Source organism: Cellulomonas sp. Leaf395 (assembly GCF_001424125.1).
Taxonomy (GTDB): Bacteria; Actinomycetota; Actinomycetes; order Actinomycetales; family Cellulomonadaceae; genus Cellulomonas.
Genome location: NZ_LMQI01000002.1, coordinates 194,654 through 212,494, shown reverse-complemented (window position 1 = coordinate 212,494; position 17,841 = coordinate 194,654). Strand labels below are relative to the sequence as shown.

The following is a 17,841-nucleotide window of genomic DNA, read 5'->3' as shown; positions in this document are numbered from 1 at the left end:
GTGGTCGTCCTCGCGGCCGTGAGCGAGATCGACCAGGAGAACCGACGGTGACTGCCGCACCGCGCTACCCGCTGCACCGCCCCAGCTCGTCCGTCCCCGCGTCGCCGGACCTGCCCGCCCTCGAGAAGGACGTCCTCGCCTTCTGGGAGGAGGACGGCACGTTCCAGGCGTCCATCGATGCGCGCGAGGCGGGCGAGCACGGCAGCAACGAGTACGTCTTCTACGACGGCCCCCCGTTCGCCAACGGCCTGCCGCACTACGGGCACCTGCTGACCGGGTACGCCAAGGACGTCGTGCCGCGCTACCAGACGATGCGCGGACGCCGCGTCGAGCGCCGGTTCGGCTGGGACACGCACGGGCTCCCGGCCGAGCTCGAGGCGCAGCGCCTGCTGGGCATCACGGACACCTCGCAGATCGAGGAGATGGGGCTCGCCGCGTTCAACCAGGCTTGCCGCGAGTCGGTGCTGCGGTACACGGGCGAGTGGCGCGAGTACGTGACGCGCCAGGCGCGCTGGGTCGACTTCGAGCACGACTACAAGACGCTCGACGTCACCTTCATGGAGTCGGTCATCTGGGCGTTCAAGCGCCTCTACGACCAGGACATGGCGTACGAGGGCTACCGCGTGCTGCCGTACTGCTGGCGCGACGAGACGCCGCTGTCCAACCACGAGCTGCGGATGGACGACGACGTCTACCAGTCGCGCCAGGACCCGGCTCTGACGGTCGGCCTGCGGCTGGAGAGCGGCGAGCTGGCCCTCATCTGGACGACCACCCCGTGGACGCTGCCGAGCAACCTGGCGATCGCGGTCGGGCCCGACGTCGACTACGTGACCGTCGAGCCGGGACCCGACTCGACGCTCGCGGGGGAGCGCGTGGTGCTCGCGGCCGCGCGCCTGGGCGCCTACGCCAAGGAGCTCGGCGCGGAGCCGACGGTCGTCGCCACCGTCAAGGGACGGGACCTCGCCGGTCGGCGGTACACCCCGCCGTTCGACTACTTCGTCGGCCGGGAGAACGCGCACCAGGTGCTGCTCGGCGACTTCGTGACCACCGAGGACGGCTCGGGCATCGTGCACCTGGCGCCCGCGTTCGGTGAGGACGACATGGTCGCGTGCGAGGCCGTCGGCATCGTGCCCGTCGTGCCCGTCGACTCGCAGGGCAAGTTCACCACCGAGGTGCCGAACTACGTCGGGCAGCTCGTGTTCGACGCCAACAAGCCGATCACCGCCGACCTGAAGGCGGGCACCGGCCCGCTCGCGCGCGTCCCCGCGGACCAGCGCTCCGTGCTGGTGCGCCACGAGACGTACGAGCACTCCTACCCGCACTGCTGGCGGTGCCGGAACCCGCTGATCTACAAGGCGGTGACCAGCTGGTTCGTGCGCGTGAGCGACTTCCGCGACCGCATGGTCGAGCTCAACCAGGACATCGCCTGGACGCCGGAGCACATCAAGGACGGCCAGTTCGGCAAGTGGCTGTCGGGCGCGCGCGACTGGTCGATCAGCCGGAACCGCTACTGGGGCACGCCGATCCCGGTGTGGGTGTCGGACGACCCGGCGCACCCGCGCGTGGACGTGTACGGCTCGCTGGCCGAGCTGCAGGCGGACTTCGGCCGGCTGCCGACGAACGAGGCGGGCGAGCCGGACCTGCACCGGCCGTTCATCGACGAGCTGACGCGGCCGAACCCGGACGACCCGACGGGCGCCTCGACCATGCGCCGGATCCCCGACGTGCTGGACGTGTGGTTCGACTCGGGCTCGATGCCGTTCGCGCAGGTGCACTACCCGTTCGAGAACGCCGACTGGTTCGAGCACCACTACCCGGGCGACTTCATCGTCGAGTACATCGGCCAGACCCGCGGCTGGTTCTACACGCTGCACGTGCTGGCCACGGCGCTGTTCGACCGCCCGTCGTTCCGCAACGTGCTGTGCCACGGCATCGTGCTGGGCGACGACGGCCGCAAGGCCAGCAAGTCGCTGCGGAACTTCCCCGACCCGGCCGAGATGTGGGACCTGTACGGGTCCGACGCCGTCCGCTGGTTCCTCATGTCGAGCTCGATCCTGCGCGGGGGCAACCTCATCGTCGGCGAGGACGGCATCCGCGACGGCGTGCGCCAGGTGCTGCTGCCGCTGTGGAGCACGTACTACTTCTTCTCGCTGTACGCGGGCGCTGCGGACAACGGCGCGGGCTACACCGCGAAGGCGGTGGACGCTGCACGCGCAGCCACGCTCGCGCCGATGGATCGCTATGTCCTGGCGCGCACGCGGGACCTCGTCGCGACGACCACCGCGCAGCTCGACGCGTACGACATCTCCGCGGCCTGCGAGACCGTGCGCGAGCACCTCGACGTCCTGACCAACTGGTACGTCCGCACCCAGCGGGACCGGTTCTGGGCCGAGGACGCCGACGCGTTCGACACGCTCTGGACCAGCCTCGAGGTGCTCACGCGCGTCATGGCGCCGCTCGCACCCCTGGTCACCGAGGAGGTCTGGCGCGGGCTGACGGGTGGCCGCAGCGTGCACCTGACCGACTGGCCGGACGTGGACCTCGCTCCCGCCGACGCGGCTCTCGTGACGGCGATGGACCAGGTGCGTGCGGTGACGTCGACTGCGCTCGGCCTGCGCAAGGCCGCGAGCGTGCGTGTCCGGCAGCCGCTGCACACGCTCACGGTCGCGGTGGACGACGCGGACGCCCTTGCGCCGTACCGCGACCTGCTCGCGGCCGAGCTCAACGTCAAGCGCGTCGACCTGGTCACGGCAGACGCCGGCACCGCAGAGCGGTTCGGGATCACGCAGCGCCTCGCGGTCAACGCCCGTGCGGCCGGTCCCCGGCTCGGCCGTGGCGTGCAGGCAGTCATCAAGGCTGCCCGCGCGGAGGCCTGGCGCGTGGACGGTGACACGGTCGTCGTCACCACCGACGACGGGGACGTCGCGCTCGAGCCTGCCGAGTACGAGCTCACGACCGTGGTGGGGGCCGAGGGAGGTGCCGCGGCGGTCCTGCCGGGCGGTGGCTTCGTGGTCCTGGACCTGACCCTTGACGACGCCCTGCGCGCCGAGGGCTACGCCCGGGACGTCGTCCGTGTCGTGCAGGACGCCCGCAAGGCCGCCGGCCTGCAGGTGGGGGACCGGATCCTGCTGAGGCTCGACGTCCCGCCGGAGCACGTGGCCGCGGTCGAGCAGCACCGCGACACGATCGCGCGCGAGACGTTGGCGCTGTCGGTCGAGATCGAGACGGGGTCCGCGCTGCGGGCCGCCGTGGAAGCCGTCGACGCCGGAGGGTACGAGGCATGAGCCCACGCGAGCACGGCAGGGCCTCAGGGGCCGACCACCTGCGCACGGAGGCCGAGAAGGAGGCCAGGGCGGCCGCGGACGAGGTGTACCGCGGCATCCTGGCGCGCGCCCCGGAGCACGAGATCGACCCGAGCTTCGACCGGACGCTCGCCGTCATGGAGCTGCTGGGCGACCCGCAGAAGGCGTACCGGGTGGTGCACATCACGGGCACCAACGGCAAGACGTCGACGTCGCGCATGGTCGAGCGCCTGGTGCGCGAGCACGGCCTGCGCACGGGCCGGTTCACCAGCCCGCACCTGTCGCGCGTGAACGAGCGGATCGTGATCGACGGCGAGCCCATCAGCGACGAGCGGTTCGTCGAGGTGTGGCAGGACGTGGCGCCGTACGTGCACATGGTCGACCAGCGCTCCGCGGAGACCGGCAAGCCGCAGCTCTCGTTCTTCGAGGTCTTCACCGTGATGGCGTTCGCGGCGTTCGCGGACGCGCCGGTGGACGTCGCGGTGATCGAGGTCGGCATGGGTGGCCTGTGGGACTCGACCAACGTCGCGGACGGCGAGGTCGCGATCATCACGCCGATCTCGATGGACCACGAGCGCTACCTGGGCGACACGCTGCTCGACATCGCGTCGGTCAAGGCGGGGATCGTCAAGGACGGCGCGACGCTGGTCCTGGCCGCCCAGCAGGAGGACGTCGAGGGCGTGGTGCTCGCCGCGGCGGCGGAGAAGGGTGCCCGGGTCGTGCGCGAGGGCGTCGACATCGAGGTGGGCGAGCGACAGGTGGCGGTGGGCGGTCAGCTCATCACGCTGCAGTCGCTGGGCGGCACGTACACGGAGATCTTCCTGCCGCTGCACGGCGAGTTCCAGGCGCACAACGCCCTGCTCGCCCTCACCGCGACGGAGGCGCTCCTCACGGGTGGCCGGGCGCTGGACCCGGGGATCGTGGAGACGGCGTTCGCTGACGTGGACTCGCCCGGCCGGCTCGAGGTCGTGCGTTCCAGCCCGACGATCATCGTCGACGGCGCGCACAACCCGGCGGGGGTCGAGGCGCTCGTCTCCGCGGTCGAGGAGGCGTTCGAGTTCCACCGGCTCGTCGGCATCGTCGGCGTCATGGCGGACAAGGACCCCGAGGGCATGCTCTCGCTGCTCGAACCGGTGCTCGCCGAGGTGGTGATCACCCGTGCGTCGAACACGCGCGCCCTCGACGTCGAGGACCTCGCGGAGGTGGCGATCGACATCTTCGGCGAGGACCGGGTGCACGTGGCCGAACGACTGAGCGACGCCCTCGACCTCGCGGTGGCCCGTGCGGAGAGCGAGGTCGAGCGCGGGTCCGGCGTCCTGGTCACCGGCTCCATCCTGCTCGTCGCGGAGGCGCGTCGGCTGCTCGGTCGTCCCTGACTCCTGGTCACCCGTCCGGGTGACCAGGCAACCGGTGGGGTGGAGGTCGTGCCGCATCCTGCACGAACGTGCACCGACGACGCACGTCCTCCCCTTGACGACCCCTCGCGCCGACAACATGGTGAGACCAGTCGGGACGTCGGGGTCGCGACGGACGTGCGGTGCCCGCCGTGGGCGCCCGGTGGAAGGGATGCCGCTGTGAAGAAGCTCATCAACGACCCGCAGACCGTCGTGGCCGAGTCTCTCGAGGGGTTCGGGGCGGCCCATCCGGACGTGGTGGCGATCCACAGCGACCCGTGGTTCGTCACGCGCGCCGGAGGCACGACGGCCGGGAAGGTCGGGCTCGTCAGCGGGGGAGGCAGCGGGCACGAGCCGCTGCACGGCGGCTTCGTCGGCGTCGGCATGCTCGACGCGGCGGTCCCGGGGGCGATGTTCACGTCGCCCACGCCGGACCAGATCGCCCCGGCGCTCCAGGCGGCCGACGCTGGGGCGGGAGTGCTGGCGATCGTCAAGAACTACACGGGCGACGTGCTGAACTTCGAGATGGCCGCGGAGGTGGCGGACGACACCGAGGTCCGGACCGTCGTGGTCAACGACGACGTCGCCGTGGAGGACTCGCTCTACACCGCCGGGCGCCGTGGGGTCGCCGGCACGGTCGCGGTCGAGAAGATCGCGGGCGCGGCGGCGGAGCGCGGGGACGACCTCGACGCGGTCGTGGCGATCGCCGAGAAGGTCATCGCGAACGTGCGGTCGATGGGCGTCGCGCTGACCGCCTGCACGGTCCCGCACGCGGGCAAGCCGAGCTTCGACCTGCCCGACGACGAGATCGAGATCGGCATCGGCATCCACGGCGAGCCGGGGCGTCGGCGGGTCCCGCTGGCAGGTGCCGACGAGATCACGGAGCTGCTGCTCACGCCGGTCGCGGACGACCTGGGACTGACCGGCGGTGAGAAGGTGCTGCTGTTCGTCAACGGCATGGGCGGCACCCCGGCCTCGGAGCTCTACGTGGTCTATCGTCAGGCCCGCGCGTTGCTCGAGGGGCGGGGGGTCGAGGTGTCCCGGTCGCTCGTCGGCAACTATGTGACATCGCTGGAGATGCAGGGCGCGTCGGTCACCGTCCTCCGTCTGGACGACGAGCTGACCGCCCTGTGGGACGCCCCCGTGCACACGACCGCCCTGCGGTGGTGACCGCACCGGGTGCGGTCGAACCGGGAATCCGAGCTGCTCGAGGGAGCGTGGGCATGACGCTGGACGTGGCGTGGGCGGTCGACTGGGTGCGCCTCTCGGCGCAGACCGTCACCGAGCACCGGCAGGAGCTCATCGAGCTGGACCGGCAGATCGGCGACGGGGACCACGGCGAGAACCTGTTCCGGGGCTTCTCGGCCGTCGTCGCCAAGCTCGACGCGCTCCCCGCGGAGCCGGCGGACATCGGTGAGGTTCTCCGGCTGGTCGCGACGACGCTGATGTCGACCGTCGGCGGTGCCGCCGGCCCGCTGTACGGCACCGCCTACCTCCGCGCCGCCAAGGCCACGGGTGTCGCCCAGCTCGACAGCCACGGGGTCGTCGCGCTGCTCGAGGCGGCGCTCGAAGGCATCGTCGCCCGGGGCAAGGCCACCACCGGCGAGAAGACGATGGTCGACGCGTGGACACCCGCCACGGAGGCGGCCGTGACGGCCGCCGACGGGGGAGCGTCGCCGGCCGAGGTGCTCGCCGCCGCTGCCGACGCAGCGCACGAGGGCGCCGAGGCCACGATTCCGCTCGTCGCGACCAAGGGCCGCGCGAGCTATCTCGGCGAGCGGTCGGCCGGGCATCTCGACCCGGGCGCACGGTCGACGGAGCTGATCCTGCGGGCCGCTGCCCAGGCGGCCGCGTGAACGACAGCACCCGAGAGCACGCCCCTGTCGCGCTCGTCCTGGTGTCCCACTCGCGCGCGCTCGCCCAGGGTGCGGTCGAGCTCGCCGGCCAGATGGCGCCCGGCGTGCTGCTGATCGCCGCCGGCGGGATGGCGGACGGCGGCCTCGGGACCAGCTACGACACGGTCGAGGAGGCCGTCGTCGAGGCGACCGGGGACGGCCGTTCCGCGGTCGTGCTGACGGACCTCGGCTCGGCGGTGCTCACGGCCGAGTCGGTGCTCGACCTGCTCGACGAGGACGTGGCGGCGCGGGTGCGGATCGCTGACGCGCCGTTCGTCGAAGGGGCGGTCGCCGCGGCCGTCACCGCGCACGGCGGCGCTGATCTGGCGACGGTCCTGGCGTCTGCGGTGCACGCAGGCTCGACGTTCGGTGAGGCCGCCGGCGCGCCGGCGGTCGCGGTCGCGGCGCAGGACGACGGCGTCCTGCGGACCACCGCGGTGCTGCGCAACCCGCTCGGCCTGCACGCTCGGCCTGCGGCGGTCGTCGCCCGGATGCTGGCGGCGTACGACGCCAAGGTCCGGGTCAACGGGGCAAACGCGGCGAGCGTGCTCGAGCTGATGAAGCTGGGCGCGACGAAGGGCGTCGAGCTGCGGATCGAGACCGAGGGGCCGCAGGCGGCGCAGGCGCGCGACGCGCTCGTCGCGGCGGTCGAGGGTGGCTTCGGCGAGATCTGATCGTTGCTGTGAGAAACCACACATAACAGTGCGGCCGATGCAAAGTTGCAGTGTGTGTAAAGTTGCACCTCGTGCAGAACTCTGTGGTCGACGAGCCGGCCCTCGGGCTGCGTGAGCGCAAGAAGCGCGCCCGCCGCGAGGCGCTGATCGACGCAACCCACCGCCTCGTCGCCGAGCACGGGCTCGACGCCGTCACGGTCGAGGCGATCTGCGAGGAGGCCGGCGTCTCCGCGCGCACGTTCTTCAACTACTTCGAGACGAAGGACGACGCCGTGCTCGGCCACACCCCGTGGCCGCTCGACACGGCCGCCACGGAGGAGTTCGCGACCGGGGGCCCGACGGGTCACCTGCTCGCCGACCTCCAGACGCTCGTGAGCTCGTTCCTCACCGACGCGCCCATCGGGCCCCAGCGCGTGGCACGGGCCCTCGAGCTCGCCGCCAAGGAGCCGCGGCTGCTCGCCCGGCACCTCGCCTGGATGGAGCAGCACAAGGGCCAGCTGTCCGCGCTGATCGAGCGGCGCATCCAGCACAGCCCCGCCGCGGACGCGCCGTACTCCTCGGAGATCGTCGGCGCGACGCTGCTCTTCCTGACCCACGCGACGTTCATGCGCTGGGACGCGGCCGGCGGGACGGGCAGTGCCGACGAGCACATCGCCGCCGTCGTCGCCGACCTGCGCTCCATCCTCACCGACTGACACCCCGTCCCCACCCCCAGAACGAGGTCCTCCCGTATGGCCATCGCAGCACCTCAGGCACCAGCGGCCGACAAGCCGCTGATCCACCTGACCCCCAAGACCGTCTGGCTCATCTTCGGTGCGCTGATGGCGGGCATGTTCATGTCCTCGCTCGACCAGTCGATCGTCGGCACAGCGATGCCCACCATCGTCGGGGAGCTCAACGGCGTCGAGCACCAGGGCTGGGTGGTGACCGCCTACATCCTGGGGATCGCGATCGTCATGCCGCTGTACGGCAAGTTCGGTGACCTCTGGGGCCGGCGCTGGCCGTTCCTGATCGCCATCGGCCTGTTCACGATCGCGTCAGCCGGAGCCGGGTTCGCCCAGTCGTTCGGCGAGCTCGTGTTCTGGCGAGGTGTGCAGGGCCTCGGCGGCGGCGGTCTGATGATCCTGTCGCAGGCCATCATCGCGGACATCGTGCCCGCCAAGGACCGCGGCAAGTACATGGGCCCGATGGGCGCGCTGTTCGGCATCTCGGCCGTCGTCGGGCCGCTGATCGGTGGCTTCTTCACGCAGCACGCGGACTGGCGCTGGTGCTTCTGGATCAACATCCCGATCGGTGTCGCCGCGTTCCTCGTGGCCTGGTTCACGCTCAAGCTCCCCACGCACCGCTCCGGCAAGAAGATCGACGTCGCGGGCATCTTCTTCATGGTCATCGCCACGACCGGTCTCGTGCTGGCCACCAGCTGGAGCAGCTGGACCGGCAACCGCGGCTACGACTGGTCCGACCCGGGCCTGCTCACCCTCGTGATCGGCACGCTCGTGTCGATCGCGGCGTTCATCATGGTCGAGCTGCGCGCCGAGGAGCCCCTGCTCCCGCTGCGCCTCTTCAAGAACCCGACGTTCACCATCGCCACCGCGATCGGCCTCATCCTCGGCATGGGCATGTTCGCCGCGCTGGCGTTCCTGCCCACGTTCCTGCAGATGTCGACCGGCGCGGGCGTCACCGAGTCCGGCTTCCTGCTGCTGCCGATGATGGTCGGTGTCATGATCACCGCGATCGGTTCCGGTCTCGCGATCACCAGGACGGGCCACTACAAGATCTACCCGGTGGTCGGCCTGGCCATCACCACGGGCGGCGTCGCGTGGCTCACGCAGATCACCGGCGACATGTCCATGTGGCTCTTCGGCGCCATGATCTTCGTGCTCGGGGCCGGCATGGGCCTGGTCATGCAGACGATCGTGCTCGCCGTGCAGAACTCCGTCGACCCGCACGAGATCGGGACGGCGACCAGCACCAACAACTTCTTCCGCGAGATCGGCGCGGCGGTCGGCACCGCGCTGTTCAGCACTGTGTTCACCACGAAGCTGGCGGACAACCTGTCGGAGGTCTTCGCCGGGGTGCCCGCGGGTTCCGGTGCCGACGCCGCCAGCCTGACACCCGCCGCGGTCCAGGCCCTGCCCGAGCCGCTGAAGACGGGGGTCGTCGACGCCTTCACCAACGCGCTGGCGCCCTCGTTCTGGTACCTCGTGCCCGTGATCGCCGTCGGCTTCGTCCTCTCGCTGTTCCTGCGCGAGGTCAAGCTCTCCGACGTGGCCGGCATGGTCGCCCGTGGCGAGGCCCTCGCGGCCGACGGTTCTGGTGTCGTCACCGAGACGGTGGACGGGGCGATCGTCGTGGACGACCTCTCCGCGGGCGAGCTCCCGACGCAGCGCGACAGCGCCGCGGACCAGGTCGACGCGTCTGCTCGTCAGTAACCGCCGGTAGCCTTCCCCCATGAGCTCCACCGTCCCGGACGGCGGCCAGGCCGTACGCCGCAAGCGCCCCGCGAAGCCCCAGTTCACCCAGACGATCCTCGTCCTCGAGGCCGTCCTGGTGTTCTTCGCGACGCTCGTGGCGTACGGCCTGCGGCTCGCAGAGCCGGCGGCGATCTGGTGGGTCGGGGGGAGCCTGTCCGTCGTCCTGATCCTGCTCTCCGGGATGATGTCCCGGCCCGGCGGCTACCTGGCCGGCTCGATCGTCCAGGTGCTCGTGCTGGGCGTGGGGTTCTTCGTCCCGATGATGTTCGTCGTGGGCGGGATCTTCGTCGTCCTGTGGGTGGTGGCGCTGCGGCTCGGGGGCAGGATCGACCGCGAGCGCGCCGAGTACGACGCCGCGAACCCGGGGGCGGTCGGCCCGTGAGCGGCCGCGCCCGACGCCGCTGACCCGACATAGGGTCAGCCCATGACTGACGCACCCACCACGCAGCGCACCCTCGTCCTGGTCAAGCCGGACGGTGTCCGCCGCGGACTGTCGGGCGAGATCGTCCGCCGCATCGAGGCCAAGGGCTACACGCTCGTCGCGGTCGAGCTCCGCCAGGCGGACGAGGCCCTGCTCGCCGAGCACTACGCCGAGCACGCCGGCAAGCCGTTCGTCACGCCGCTGATCGAGTTCATGCGCTCCGGCCCCGTGCTCGCGGTCGTCGCCGAGGGCCACCGGGCCATCGAGGGCTTCCGCTCGCTGGCCGGCGCCACCGACCCGACCGCGGCCGCACCCGGCACCATCCGCGGCGACCTCGGGCGTGACTGGGGGCTCAAGGTCATCCAGAACCTGGTGCACGGCTCGGACTCTGAGGAATCGGCCGCCCGCGAGATCGCGCTCTGGTTCCCCGCGCTCTAGCCAGCGTGGGTAGGCAGAGCCTCCCAGGGCCGCGGCCTCCCGCACCTTAGGCTCAGTGGGTGCACCTCAAGACCCTCACCCTGCGGGGGTTCAAGTCGTTCGCCTCGGCGACGACCCTGAACTTCGAGCCGGGCGTCACCTGCGTGGTCGGGCCCAACGGCTCGGGCAAGTCCAACGTCGTCGACGCGCTCGCCTGGGTGATGGGGGAGCAGGGCGCCAAGTCGCTGCGCGGCGGCAAGATGGAGGACGTCATCTTCGCCGGCACGGCCGGACGACCGCCGCTGGGCCGCGCCGAGGTGGCGCTCACCATCGACAACTCCGACGGCGCCCTGCCGATCGAGTACTCCGAGGTCACCATCTCGCGGACCCTGTTCCGCAACGGCGGATCCGAGTACGCCATCAACGGGCAGGGCTGCCGCCTCCTCGACATCCAGGACCTGCTGTCCGACTCGGGCCTGGGCCGAGAGATGCACGTCATCGTCGGGCAGGGTCAGCTGGACGCGGTGCTGCGCGCGACACCCGAGGAACGCCGTGGGTTCATCGAGGAGGCCGCGGGCGTCCTCAAGCACCGCAAGCGCAAGGAGAAGGCGCTCCGCAAGCTCGAGGCCATGCAGGCCAACCTCACGCGGCTGGGTGACCTGACGGGGGAGATCCGGCGCCAGCTCGGTCCGCTCGGCCGGCAGGCGGAGGTCGCCCGCAAGGCGGCCGTCGTCCAGGCGGACCTGCGCGACTCCCGCGCCCGGCTGCTGGCCGACGACCTCGCGCAGCTGACCTCCACGCTCGAGCAGGAGATCGCCGACGAGAGCGCGCTGCGCGTCCGTCGCGAGGAGGTGGAGGGCGCGCTGGCCGCCACCCGTGCCCGCCTGGCCACGCTCGAGCGGGAGGCCGCCGAGGCCGCACCCGCACTGAGCGAGGCGAGCGAGGTCTGGTACCGGCTCTCGTCCTTGCGCGAGCGCCTGCGCGGCACCGCGTCCCTGGCTGCCGACCGGGTCCGGCTGCTCGGCAGCGCCGGACCGGAGCGCACCGGCGGCTCGGACCCCGACGACCTGGCCGCCCAGGCCGAGCGGGTGCGCTCCGCCGAGGCGGAGCTGGCCAGCGAGGTGGAGCTCTCCCGAGCCGCCCTGGAAGCGGCCGTGGCCGCCCGGCAGCAGGCCGAGGCCGGAGCCACGGCGGCCGAGAAGGAGGTCGCGACGGCCCTGCGCGGAGCCGCCGACCGCCGCGAGGGCGTCGCCCGCCTGGCGGGCCAGGTCGCAGCCCGACGCAGCCGCGTGGAGGCCACCCAGGCCGAGCTCGGTCGCCTCCGGGACTCTCTCGCCGCCGCCGAGCAGCGAGGTCAGGAGGCGACGACCCAGTTCGCCGTGCTCGAGTCGCAGGTCGCGGGCGTCGAGGAGGGCGAGGAAGGGCTGGACGCCGAGCACGAGGCCGCCGTCGAGGCCCTCGAGCGCGCGACGGAGCGGCTCACGGCCCTGCAGGAGCAGCTGAGCGCCGCCGAGCGCGAGCGCACCGCGCTGGAGTCCCGCGCCGAGACGCTCGAGCTCAGCCTCACCCGCAAGGACGGCGTCGGAGCGCTGCTCGCCGCCGACGGCCAGCCCGGTCTCGTCGGCTCGGTCGCGGCGCTGCTCGCGGTCGACCCGGAGAACGAGGAGGCGATCGTCGCCGCGCTGGGTGCGGTGGCCGACGCCGTGGCGGTCGACTCGGTCGATGCCGCCGTCGACGCGATCCGCTACCTCCGCACCGAGGATGCCGGTCGGGCAACGCTGCTGGTCAGCGGCGCGTCCACCCCTTCCACGGCTCTGACGGACGTCCCCGCCGGCGCGTCCCGGGCGGTCGACCTGGTGCGGGCACCCGAGCACGTCCGTGCGGCTGTCGAGACCCTGCTCGCCGACGTCGTCGTCGTGGACGACCTGGCAGCGGCGCGCGCGATCGTCGCCGCACGCCCTGACCTCGTCGTCGCCACGCGCACCGGGGACGTGCTGTCCCGGCACCGCGCGTCGGGCGGCTCCGCGACGGCGCCGAGCGCCCTGCACCTGCAGTCCGCCCTCGACCAGGCGCGCTCCGGCGCGGCGAAGGCGACCGCGGACGCCGAGCGCGTCCGGTTCGAGCTCACGGGCGCCACCGAGGCGCTGACCGCGGCGCGCGACGCGCACGAGCGCACCCTGGACCGGCTCAACGAGTCCGACGCCGCGCTCGCCGCCGTGGCCGAGCAGCTGGGCCACCTCGGCTCGGCGGCCCGGGCCGCGAACGCCGAGGCCGCGCGGCTGCAGCAGTCGCTGGAGGCCGCGTCACGCACGCTGGAGGCCGACACCGCCGAGCTGACCGAGCTCGCCGAGCGCCTCGCGGCAGCTGAGGTCGAGCCCGCCGAGAGCGAGGCCGCGATCGTCGAGGGCAGCGCACGCCGGGACCGGTTGGCCGAGCTCGCCACCGGCGCGCGCGCCCGGGAGACGGAGGCGCGGCTGACGCTGCGCACCGGCGAGGAGCGTGCGCGGGCCCTGTCGGGCCGCGCGGAGTCCCTCGAGCGGGCCGCCCAGACCGAGCGGGTCGCCCGCGAGCGGGCCGCCGAGCGTGAGCGTGCCCGGTCGCGCCAGGCCACGGTGGCTCAGGCCGTGCGCGACGGGGCCACCCGTGCGCTGGTCGTGCTCGATGAGTCGCTGCGTCGCGCGTCTGCCGAGCGCGATGCCGCCGAGACGGCCCGCGGCGAACGGGACCGCGAGGTCACCGCCGCCCGCGCCGAGGTCGACGTCCGTGCCGCCGAGCTGGCCCAGCTCACCGACGTCGCCCATCGGGACGAGGTCGCCCGCACGCAGCAGCGCCTGCGCATCGAGGCGCTCCAGGCCCGCGCGGTCGACGACCTCGGCCTCGACCCCGCGGTCCTGCTCGAGGAGTACGGCCCGCACCAGGACGTGCCCGTGGTCCCGCTGCCCGGCGCCGACGTGGACCCAGAGGCCCCGACCACGGTCCCGTACGTGCGTGAGCAGCAGGAGAAGCGCCTGCGGGCCGCCGAGCGGGCACTGTCGCTGCTCGGCCGGGTCAACCCGCTCGCGCTGGAGGAGTTCGCCGCCCTCGAGGAGCGCCACCAGTTCCTGGTGGAGCAGCTGGCGGACCTCAAGAAGTCTCGTGCGGACCTCCTCGAGATCGTCAAGGAGATCGACGAGCGTGTCGAGCAGGTGTTCGCGGAGGCGTACCGCGACACGGCCGCGGCATTCGACGTCGTGTTCCCGCGGCTGTTCCCCGGCGGAGAGGGCCGGCTCGTCCTCACCGATCCGGACAACATGCTCACCACCGGCATCGACGTCGAGGCGCGACCGGCCGGAAAAAAGGTCAAACGGCTGTCGCTGCTGTCGGGCGGCGAGCGGTCACTGACGGCGGTCGCGCTGCTCGTGGCCATCTTCAAGGCGCGGCCGAGCCCGTTCTACGTGATGGACGAGGTCGAGGCGGCCCTCGACGACGCCAACCTCGGTCGGCTGCTCGAGATCTTCCGCGAGCTCCAGGAGGACTCCCAGCTCATCGTCGTCACGCACCAGAAGCGGACCATGGAGATCGCCGACGCCCTGTACGGCGTGACGATGCGGGGCGACGGCGTCACCACCGTCATCAGCCAGCGGATGCGCGAGGACGTCGCGGTCTGACGGTCCGGGTCCGCCTGTGGAGATTGTGTGCCGTTCGGCGCCACCAGTGCGTCGATCGATGACTGACCCCCGAAGGGCGGGGACACTGGTGTCATGGCTGTCCTCGTCGCGATCCTCCTTGCCGTCCTCGTCGCCGCAGCCGTCCTGATCGGCGCCAGCGTCTACGCGGCGCGGAAGGACGAGCGCGAGTCGCCGCTCGCCACGTTCCGCAGCGGGTGGACGGGCCGCACCAACCCCGATGCCGACCAGCAGGCCGCGGCCGCGGCGGCCGCCGTCGAGCCCGTCGACCTCTCGCTGGCCCAGTTCCTGCGCGAGACGGTCGACGAGGGAGAGGCGTACCTCCAGGTGGACGACCTGGCGGCCACCCTCCAGCGCGCCAAGGAGAAGGCCACCGGCGTCCTGCCGGGCCGCCGCGACCGCTAGACGGTCGCGGGACACCGTCGTGACGCGCCGGTTCGCGTCCTGAGCCCGCCGCCAGACACACTGTCCCGGTGACCAACGAGACGCTCGAGATCCTCCTGTCTGCCGGCATCCCGGTGGCCATCGTCGTCGCGCTGACGACCCTCCTCGTCCGCCGGCGCCGCGGTTCGGCCACCGACGAGGCCCCGCCCACCCTCGACGTGCCGACCCCCGCGCCCGCACCCGAGGCCGAGACCGAGACCGAGACCGAGACCGAGACCGAGACGACGGTCGCACCGGTGCCCCCCGTGGACGTGGTCCCCGAGGTGGCCGACGCACCGCCAGTCCTGGAGGTGCCGGCTCCCGTCGCCGGCCGTCTGGCCCGGCTGCGCGGCAGGCTCTCCAGGTCCGGCTCGCCCCTGGGCGCCCGGTTGCTCGCGGTCCTCTCGAAGGACCACCTCACAGAGGACGACTGGGACGAGCTCGAGGAGACGCTCCTGCTCGCCGACGTCGGCGCCGGCCCGACCGGGGAGCTCATCGACGCGTTGCGCACCCGGGTCCGCGTCGAGGGCCTCAAGGACCCCGCTCACGTCCGCGCGCTCCTGCGCGAGCAGCTGATCGCGCTCGTCGACCCGACCCTGGACCGCAGCCTGCACACGGCGCCGGGTGCCGCGGCTGACGGTTCCCGTGTCCCCGCGGTCGTTCTCGTCGTCGGCGTGAACGGGACCGGGAAGACGACCACCGTCGGCAAGCTCGCCCGGGTGCTCGTGGCCGACGGCCGGACCGTCGTGCTGGGTGCCGCGGACACGTTCCGCGCCGCCGCCGCCGACCAGCTCCAGACCTGGGGCTCGCGCGTCGGCGTCCACACGGTCCGCTCGGACCGCGACGGTGCCGACCCGGCCGCCGTGGCGTTCGACGCCGTCCGCACCGGCCGCGCCGAGGGGATCGACGTCGTGCTCGTCGACACGGCCGGGCGTCTGCAGAACAAGGCCGGCCTCATGGACGAGCTGGGCAAGATCACGCGCGTCATCACGCGCGAGGCGCCGCTGTCGGAGGTGCTCCTGGTCCTCGACGCGACCACGGGCCAGAACGGTCTGAACCAGGCGCGGGTGTTCAGCGAGGTGGCCGGCGTCACGGGCATCGTGCTGACCAAGCTCGACGGCACCGCCAAGGGCGGGATCGTGGTCGCCGTGCAGCGCCAGCTGGGCGTCCCGGTCAAGCTGGTCGGCCTCGGCGAGGGCCCGGACGACCTCGCGCCGTTCGACCCGGAGGCCTTCGTCGACGCCCTGCTGGAGGGATGAGCGGGAGTGCAGCGGAGGGTGTGGGTCGCGCCAGCGGCACGCGCCCGGAGCGGAGCGCAGGCTGGTCCCGACCATCGGATCCAGGGATGACAGGGACCGCCTGTTCCTGGACGTCCGATCACCACGAAACCGAACGTTTACGTGCGGGTGAGGCTTGTCACACCGACGTAACCTCCTTCGCCTCTGACGGAAATCCCGTTCGTCGACTGTGATCCCCGGACCAGCCACCCCCGGCTGGCGAGTGGAGAGGCGATCTCGATGGAATTCGAGCTGGACAGCGGGAACACGGCGTTTATGCTCACCGCCGCGTCGCTCGTGCTGCTGATGACGCCGGGGCTGGCGTTCTTCTACGGCGGCATGGTGCGCGGCAAGAGCGTGCTCAACATGATGATGATGAGCTTCGGCGCGATCGGCGTCGCCGGGCTCGTCTGGGTGCTGTACGGGTACTCGGCCGTCTTCGGTGCGGACCTCGGTGGCGGGTGGCTCGGCAACCCGTTCGAGTTCTTCGGCCTGCAGGGCGCCACGGACGACCAGAGCCTGATGGCCGCGTCCGGTGTGCCGTTCCTCGTGGCCGCGGGCTACCAGGCGACGTTCGCGATCATCACGGTCGCCCTCATCTCGGGCGCCGTCGCGGACCGCATGAAGTTCGGTGCCTGGCTGGTCTTCACGGCCGTCTGGGTCACCGTCGTCTACCTGCCGCTCGCCCACTGGGTGTGGGGCGGCGGTCTGCTCAGCGCGACCGGCCTCACCGAAGGGTTGTCGACCCCCATCGACTTCGCCGGTGGAACGGTCGTCCACATCAACGCCGGTACCGCGGGCCTGGTCCTGGCGATCGTGCTCGGCAAGCGCCGTGGCTTCGGCAAGGAGGCCATGCGGCCCCACAACCTGCCGTTCGTCATGCTCGGTGCCGCGCTCCTGTGGTTCGGCTGGTTCGGCTTCAACGCCGGCTCCGAGTTCGCCGCGGACGGCGTCGCTGGTCGGGCGTGGCTCAACACGCTGCTGGCCACGGGCATCGCGATGCTCGCCTGGCTCGCCACGGAGAAGGTGCGTGACGGTCACGCCACGTCGCTCGGTGCCGCGTCCGGCATCGTCGCGGGCCTCGTCGCCATCACGCCGGCCGCCGCGGCGGTCGACACCTGGGGTGCCATCGGGATCGGCATCGTGGCGGGTGTGCTCTGCGCCCTCGCCGTCGGCCTGAAGTTCAGGTTCGGCTACGACGACTCGCTCGACGTCGTCGGTGTCCACCTCGTCGGTGGTCTGGTCGGCACGATCCTCATCGGCTTCTTCGCCACCGACACGAACAGCACCTGGTACCCGGACGGTGCCCAGAACGGTCTGTTCTACGGTGGGGGCCTCACTCAGCTGGCCACGCAGACGATCGTCGCACTGGCCGCCGTGCTCTTCAGCTTCACGGCGACCTACGTCATCGCGCTCATCCTGCGGGCGACGATCGGTCTGCGGGTGTCCGACGAGGCCGAGGTCGGCGGTATCGACCTGGCTGTTCACGCTGAGACCGCATACGAGACGCTGGGCGTCGGCGCCCGCGTCGTGACGGAGGTGAAGTGATGACGAAGCTCGTGACGGCGGTCATCCAGCCGCACCGGCTGGACGATGTGAAGTCGGCCCTCGAGGCCGCGGGTGTCCGTGGTCTGACCGTGAGCGAGGCCAGCGGCTACGGCCGTCAGCGCGGTCACACCGAGGTCTACCGCGGCGCGGAGTACACGGTCGACCTGGTCCCCAAGGTCAAGATCGACGTCCTCGTGAGCGACGAGGACGCGGTCAGCGTGACCGAGGTCATCGTGCGCGCCGCGCAGACCGGCAAGATCGGCGACGGCAAGGTCTGGGTCGTGCCGGTCGAGGACGTGGCTCGCGTCCGCACCGGTGAGCACGGCGACGACGCCCTCTGATCAGGACGGT

General features: G+C 72.0%; 14 protein-coding genes. All 14 read left to right on the top strand.

Annotation, left to right across the window (positions count from 1 at the left end; translation table 11 throughout):
- Positions 1 to 47: 47 nt before the first annotated feature.
- The 14 genes from ileS (at position 48) to ASG23_RS05190 (ending at position 17,831) form a co-directional block, all read left to right on the top strand.
- Entirely contained in the window at positions 48 to 3,284 is a 3,237-nt protein-coding gene (ileS, locus tag ASG23_RS05255) for an isoleucine--tRNA ligase (RefSeq protein WP_056021286.1), read from the top strand.
- On the top strand, positions 3,281 to 4,678 hold the full coding sequence (locus ASG23_RS05250) for a bifunctional folylpolyglutamate synthase/dihydrofolate synthase (protein WP_056021283.1): 1,398 nt from the start codon (positions 3,281 to 3,283) through the stop codon (positions 4,676 to 4,678). Before ileS ends, ASG23_RS05250 begins: the two co-directional genes overlap by 4 nt.
- Positions 4,679 to 4,876: 198 nt before the next feature.
- Positions 4,877 to 5,866 carry a dihydroxyacetone kinase subunit DhaK gene (gene dhaK / locus ASG23_RS05245; RefSeq protein ID WP_056021279.1) on the top strand — a complete coding sequence of 330 codons (990 nt, stop codon included), beginning with the start codon at positions 4,877 to 4,879 and terminating at the stop codon, positions 5,864 to 5,866.
- A 53-nt stretch (positions 5,867 to 5,919) separates the two neighbouring features.
- Positions 5,920 to 6,552, top strand: a complete 633-nt coding sequence (gene dhaL, locus ASG23_RS05240; RefSeq protein ID WP_056022596.1) for a dihydroxyacetone kinase subunit DhaL — start codon at positions 5,920 to 5,922, stop codon at positions 6,550 to 6,552.
- Positions 6,549 to 7,265, top strand: a complete 717-nt coding sequence (dhaM, locus tag ASG23_RS05235; protein ID WP_056021276.1) for a dihydroxyacetone kinase phosphoryl donor subunit DhaM — start codon at positions 6,549 to 6,551, stop codon at positions 7,263 to 7,265. The genes dhaL and dhaM overlap by 4 nt, the downstream gene beginning before the upstream one ends.
- Positions 7,266 to 7,336: 71 nt before the next feature.
- Positions 7,337 to 7,960, top strand: a complete 624-nt coding sequence (locus tag ASG23_RS05230) for a TetR/AcrR family transcriptional regulator (RefSeq protein ID WP_056021273.1) — start codon at positions 7,337 to 7,339, stop codon at positions 7,958 to 7,960.
- A gap of 36 nt (positions 7,961 to 7,996) precedes the next feature.
- Entirely contained in the window at positions 7,997 to 9,697 is a 1,701-nt protein-coding gene (locus ASG23_RS05225) for an MDR family MFS transporter (RefSeq protein WP_056021270.1), read from the top strand.
- Positions 9,698 to 9,716: 19 nt separating this feature from the next.
- A complete protein-coding gene (locus ASG23_RS05220) occupies positions 9,717 to 10,121 on the top strand; it encodes a DUF4233 domain-containing protein (RefSeq protein WP_056021267.1) in 405 nt (134 codons plus the stop codon).
- 42 nt (positions 10,122 to 10,163) lie between these two features.
- Entirely contained in the window at positions 10,164 to 10,598 is a 435-nt protein-coding gene (gene ndk, locus ASG23_RS05215; protein ID WP_056021264.1) for a nucleoside-diphosphate kinase, read from the top strand.
- 59 nt (positions 10,599 to 10,657) lie between these two features.
- Entirely contained in the window at positions 10,658 to 14,224 is a 3,567-nt protein-coding gene (gene smc, locus ASG23_RS05210) for a chromosome segregation protein SMC (RefSeq protein ID WP_056021261.1), read from the top strand.
- A gap of 93 nt (positions 14,225 to 14,317) precedes the next feature.
- The gene (locus ASG23_RS19775) at positions 14,318 to 14,647 is read left to right on the top strand and encodes a hypothetical protein (protein WP_056021259.1); all 330 of its coding nucleotides are present in this window, start codon (positions 14,318 to 14,320) and stop codon (positions 14,645 to 14,647) included.
- Between the two features lie 68 nt (positions 14,648 to 14,715).
- The gene (gene ftsY, locus ASG23_RS05200) at positions 14,716 to 15,924 is read left to right on the top strand and encodes a signal recognition particle-docking protein FtsY (RefSeq protein WP_056021256.1); all 1,209 of its coding nucleotides are present in this window, start codon (positions 14,716 to 14,718) and stop codon (positions 15,922 to 15,924) included.
- Between the two features lie 258 nt (positions 15,925 to 16,182).
- Positions 16,183 to 17,490, top strand: coding sequence for an ammonium transporter (locus tag ASG23_RS05195; RefSeq protein WP_056021253.1), 1,308 nt, complete (start codon positions 16,183 to 16,185; stop codon positions 17,488 to 17,490).
- Complete coding sequence (locus ASG23_RS05190; protein ID WP_056021250.1) at positions 17,490 to 17,831, top strand: P-II family nitrogen regulator; 342 nt, start codon at positions 17,490 to 17,492, stop codon at positions 17,829 to 17,831. Before ASG23_RS05195 ends, ASG23_RS05190 begins: the two co-directional genes overlap by 1 nt.
- Positions 17,832 to 17,841: the final 10 nt, after the last annotated feature.

Coding starts and splice junctions, on each gene's coding strand:
- ASG23_RS05195 (WP_056021253.1), top strand. CDS start 16,183: ATGGAATTCGAGCTGGACAGCGGGAACACGGCGTTTATGCTCACCGCC.
- ASG23_RS05190 (WP_056021250.1), top strand. CDS start 17,490: ATGACGAAGCTCGTGACGGCGGTCATCCAGCCGCACCGGCTGGACGAT.
- ASG23_RS19775 (WP_056021259.1), top strand. CDS start 14,318: ATGGCTGTCCTCGTCGCGATCCTCCTTGCCGTCCTCGTCGCCGCAGCC.
- ASG23_RS05250 (WP_056021283.1), top strand. CDS start 3,281: ATGAGCCCACGCGAGCACGGCAGGGCCTCAGGGGCCGACCACCTGCGC.
- ndk (WP_056021264.1), top strand. CDS start 10,164: ATGACTGACGCACCCACCACGCAGCGCACCCTCGTCCTGGTCAAGCCG.
- dhaL (WP_056022596.1), top strand. CDS start 5,920: ATGACGCTGGACGTGGCGTGGGCGGTCGACTGGGTGCGCCTCTCGGCG.
- ASG23_RS05225 (WP_056021270.1), top strand. CDS start 7,997: ATGGCCATCGCAGCACCTCAGGCACCAGCGGCCGACAAGCCGCTGATC.
- ASG23_RS05220 (WP_056021267.1), top strand. CDS start 9,717: ATGAGCTCCACCGTCCCGGACGGCGGCCAGGCCGTACGCCGCAAGCGC.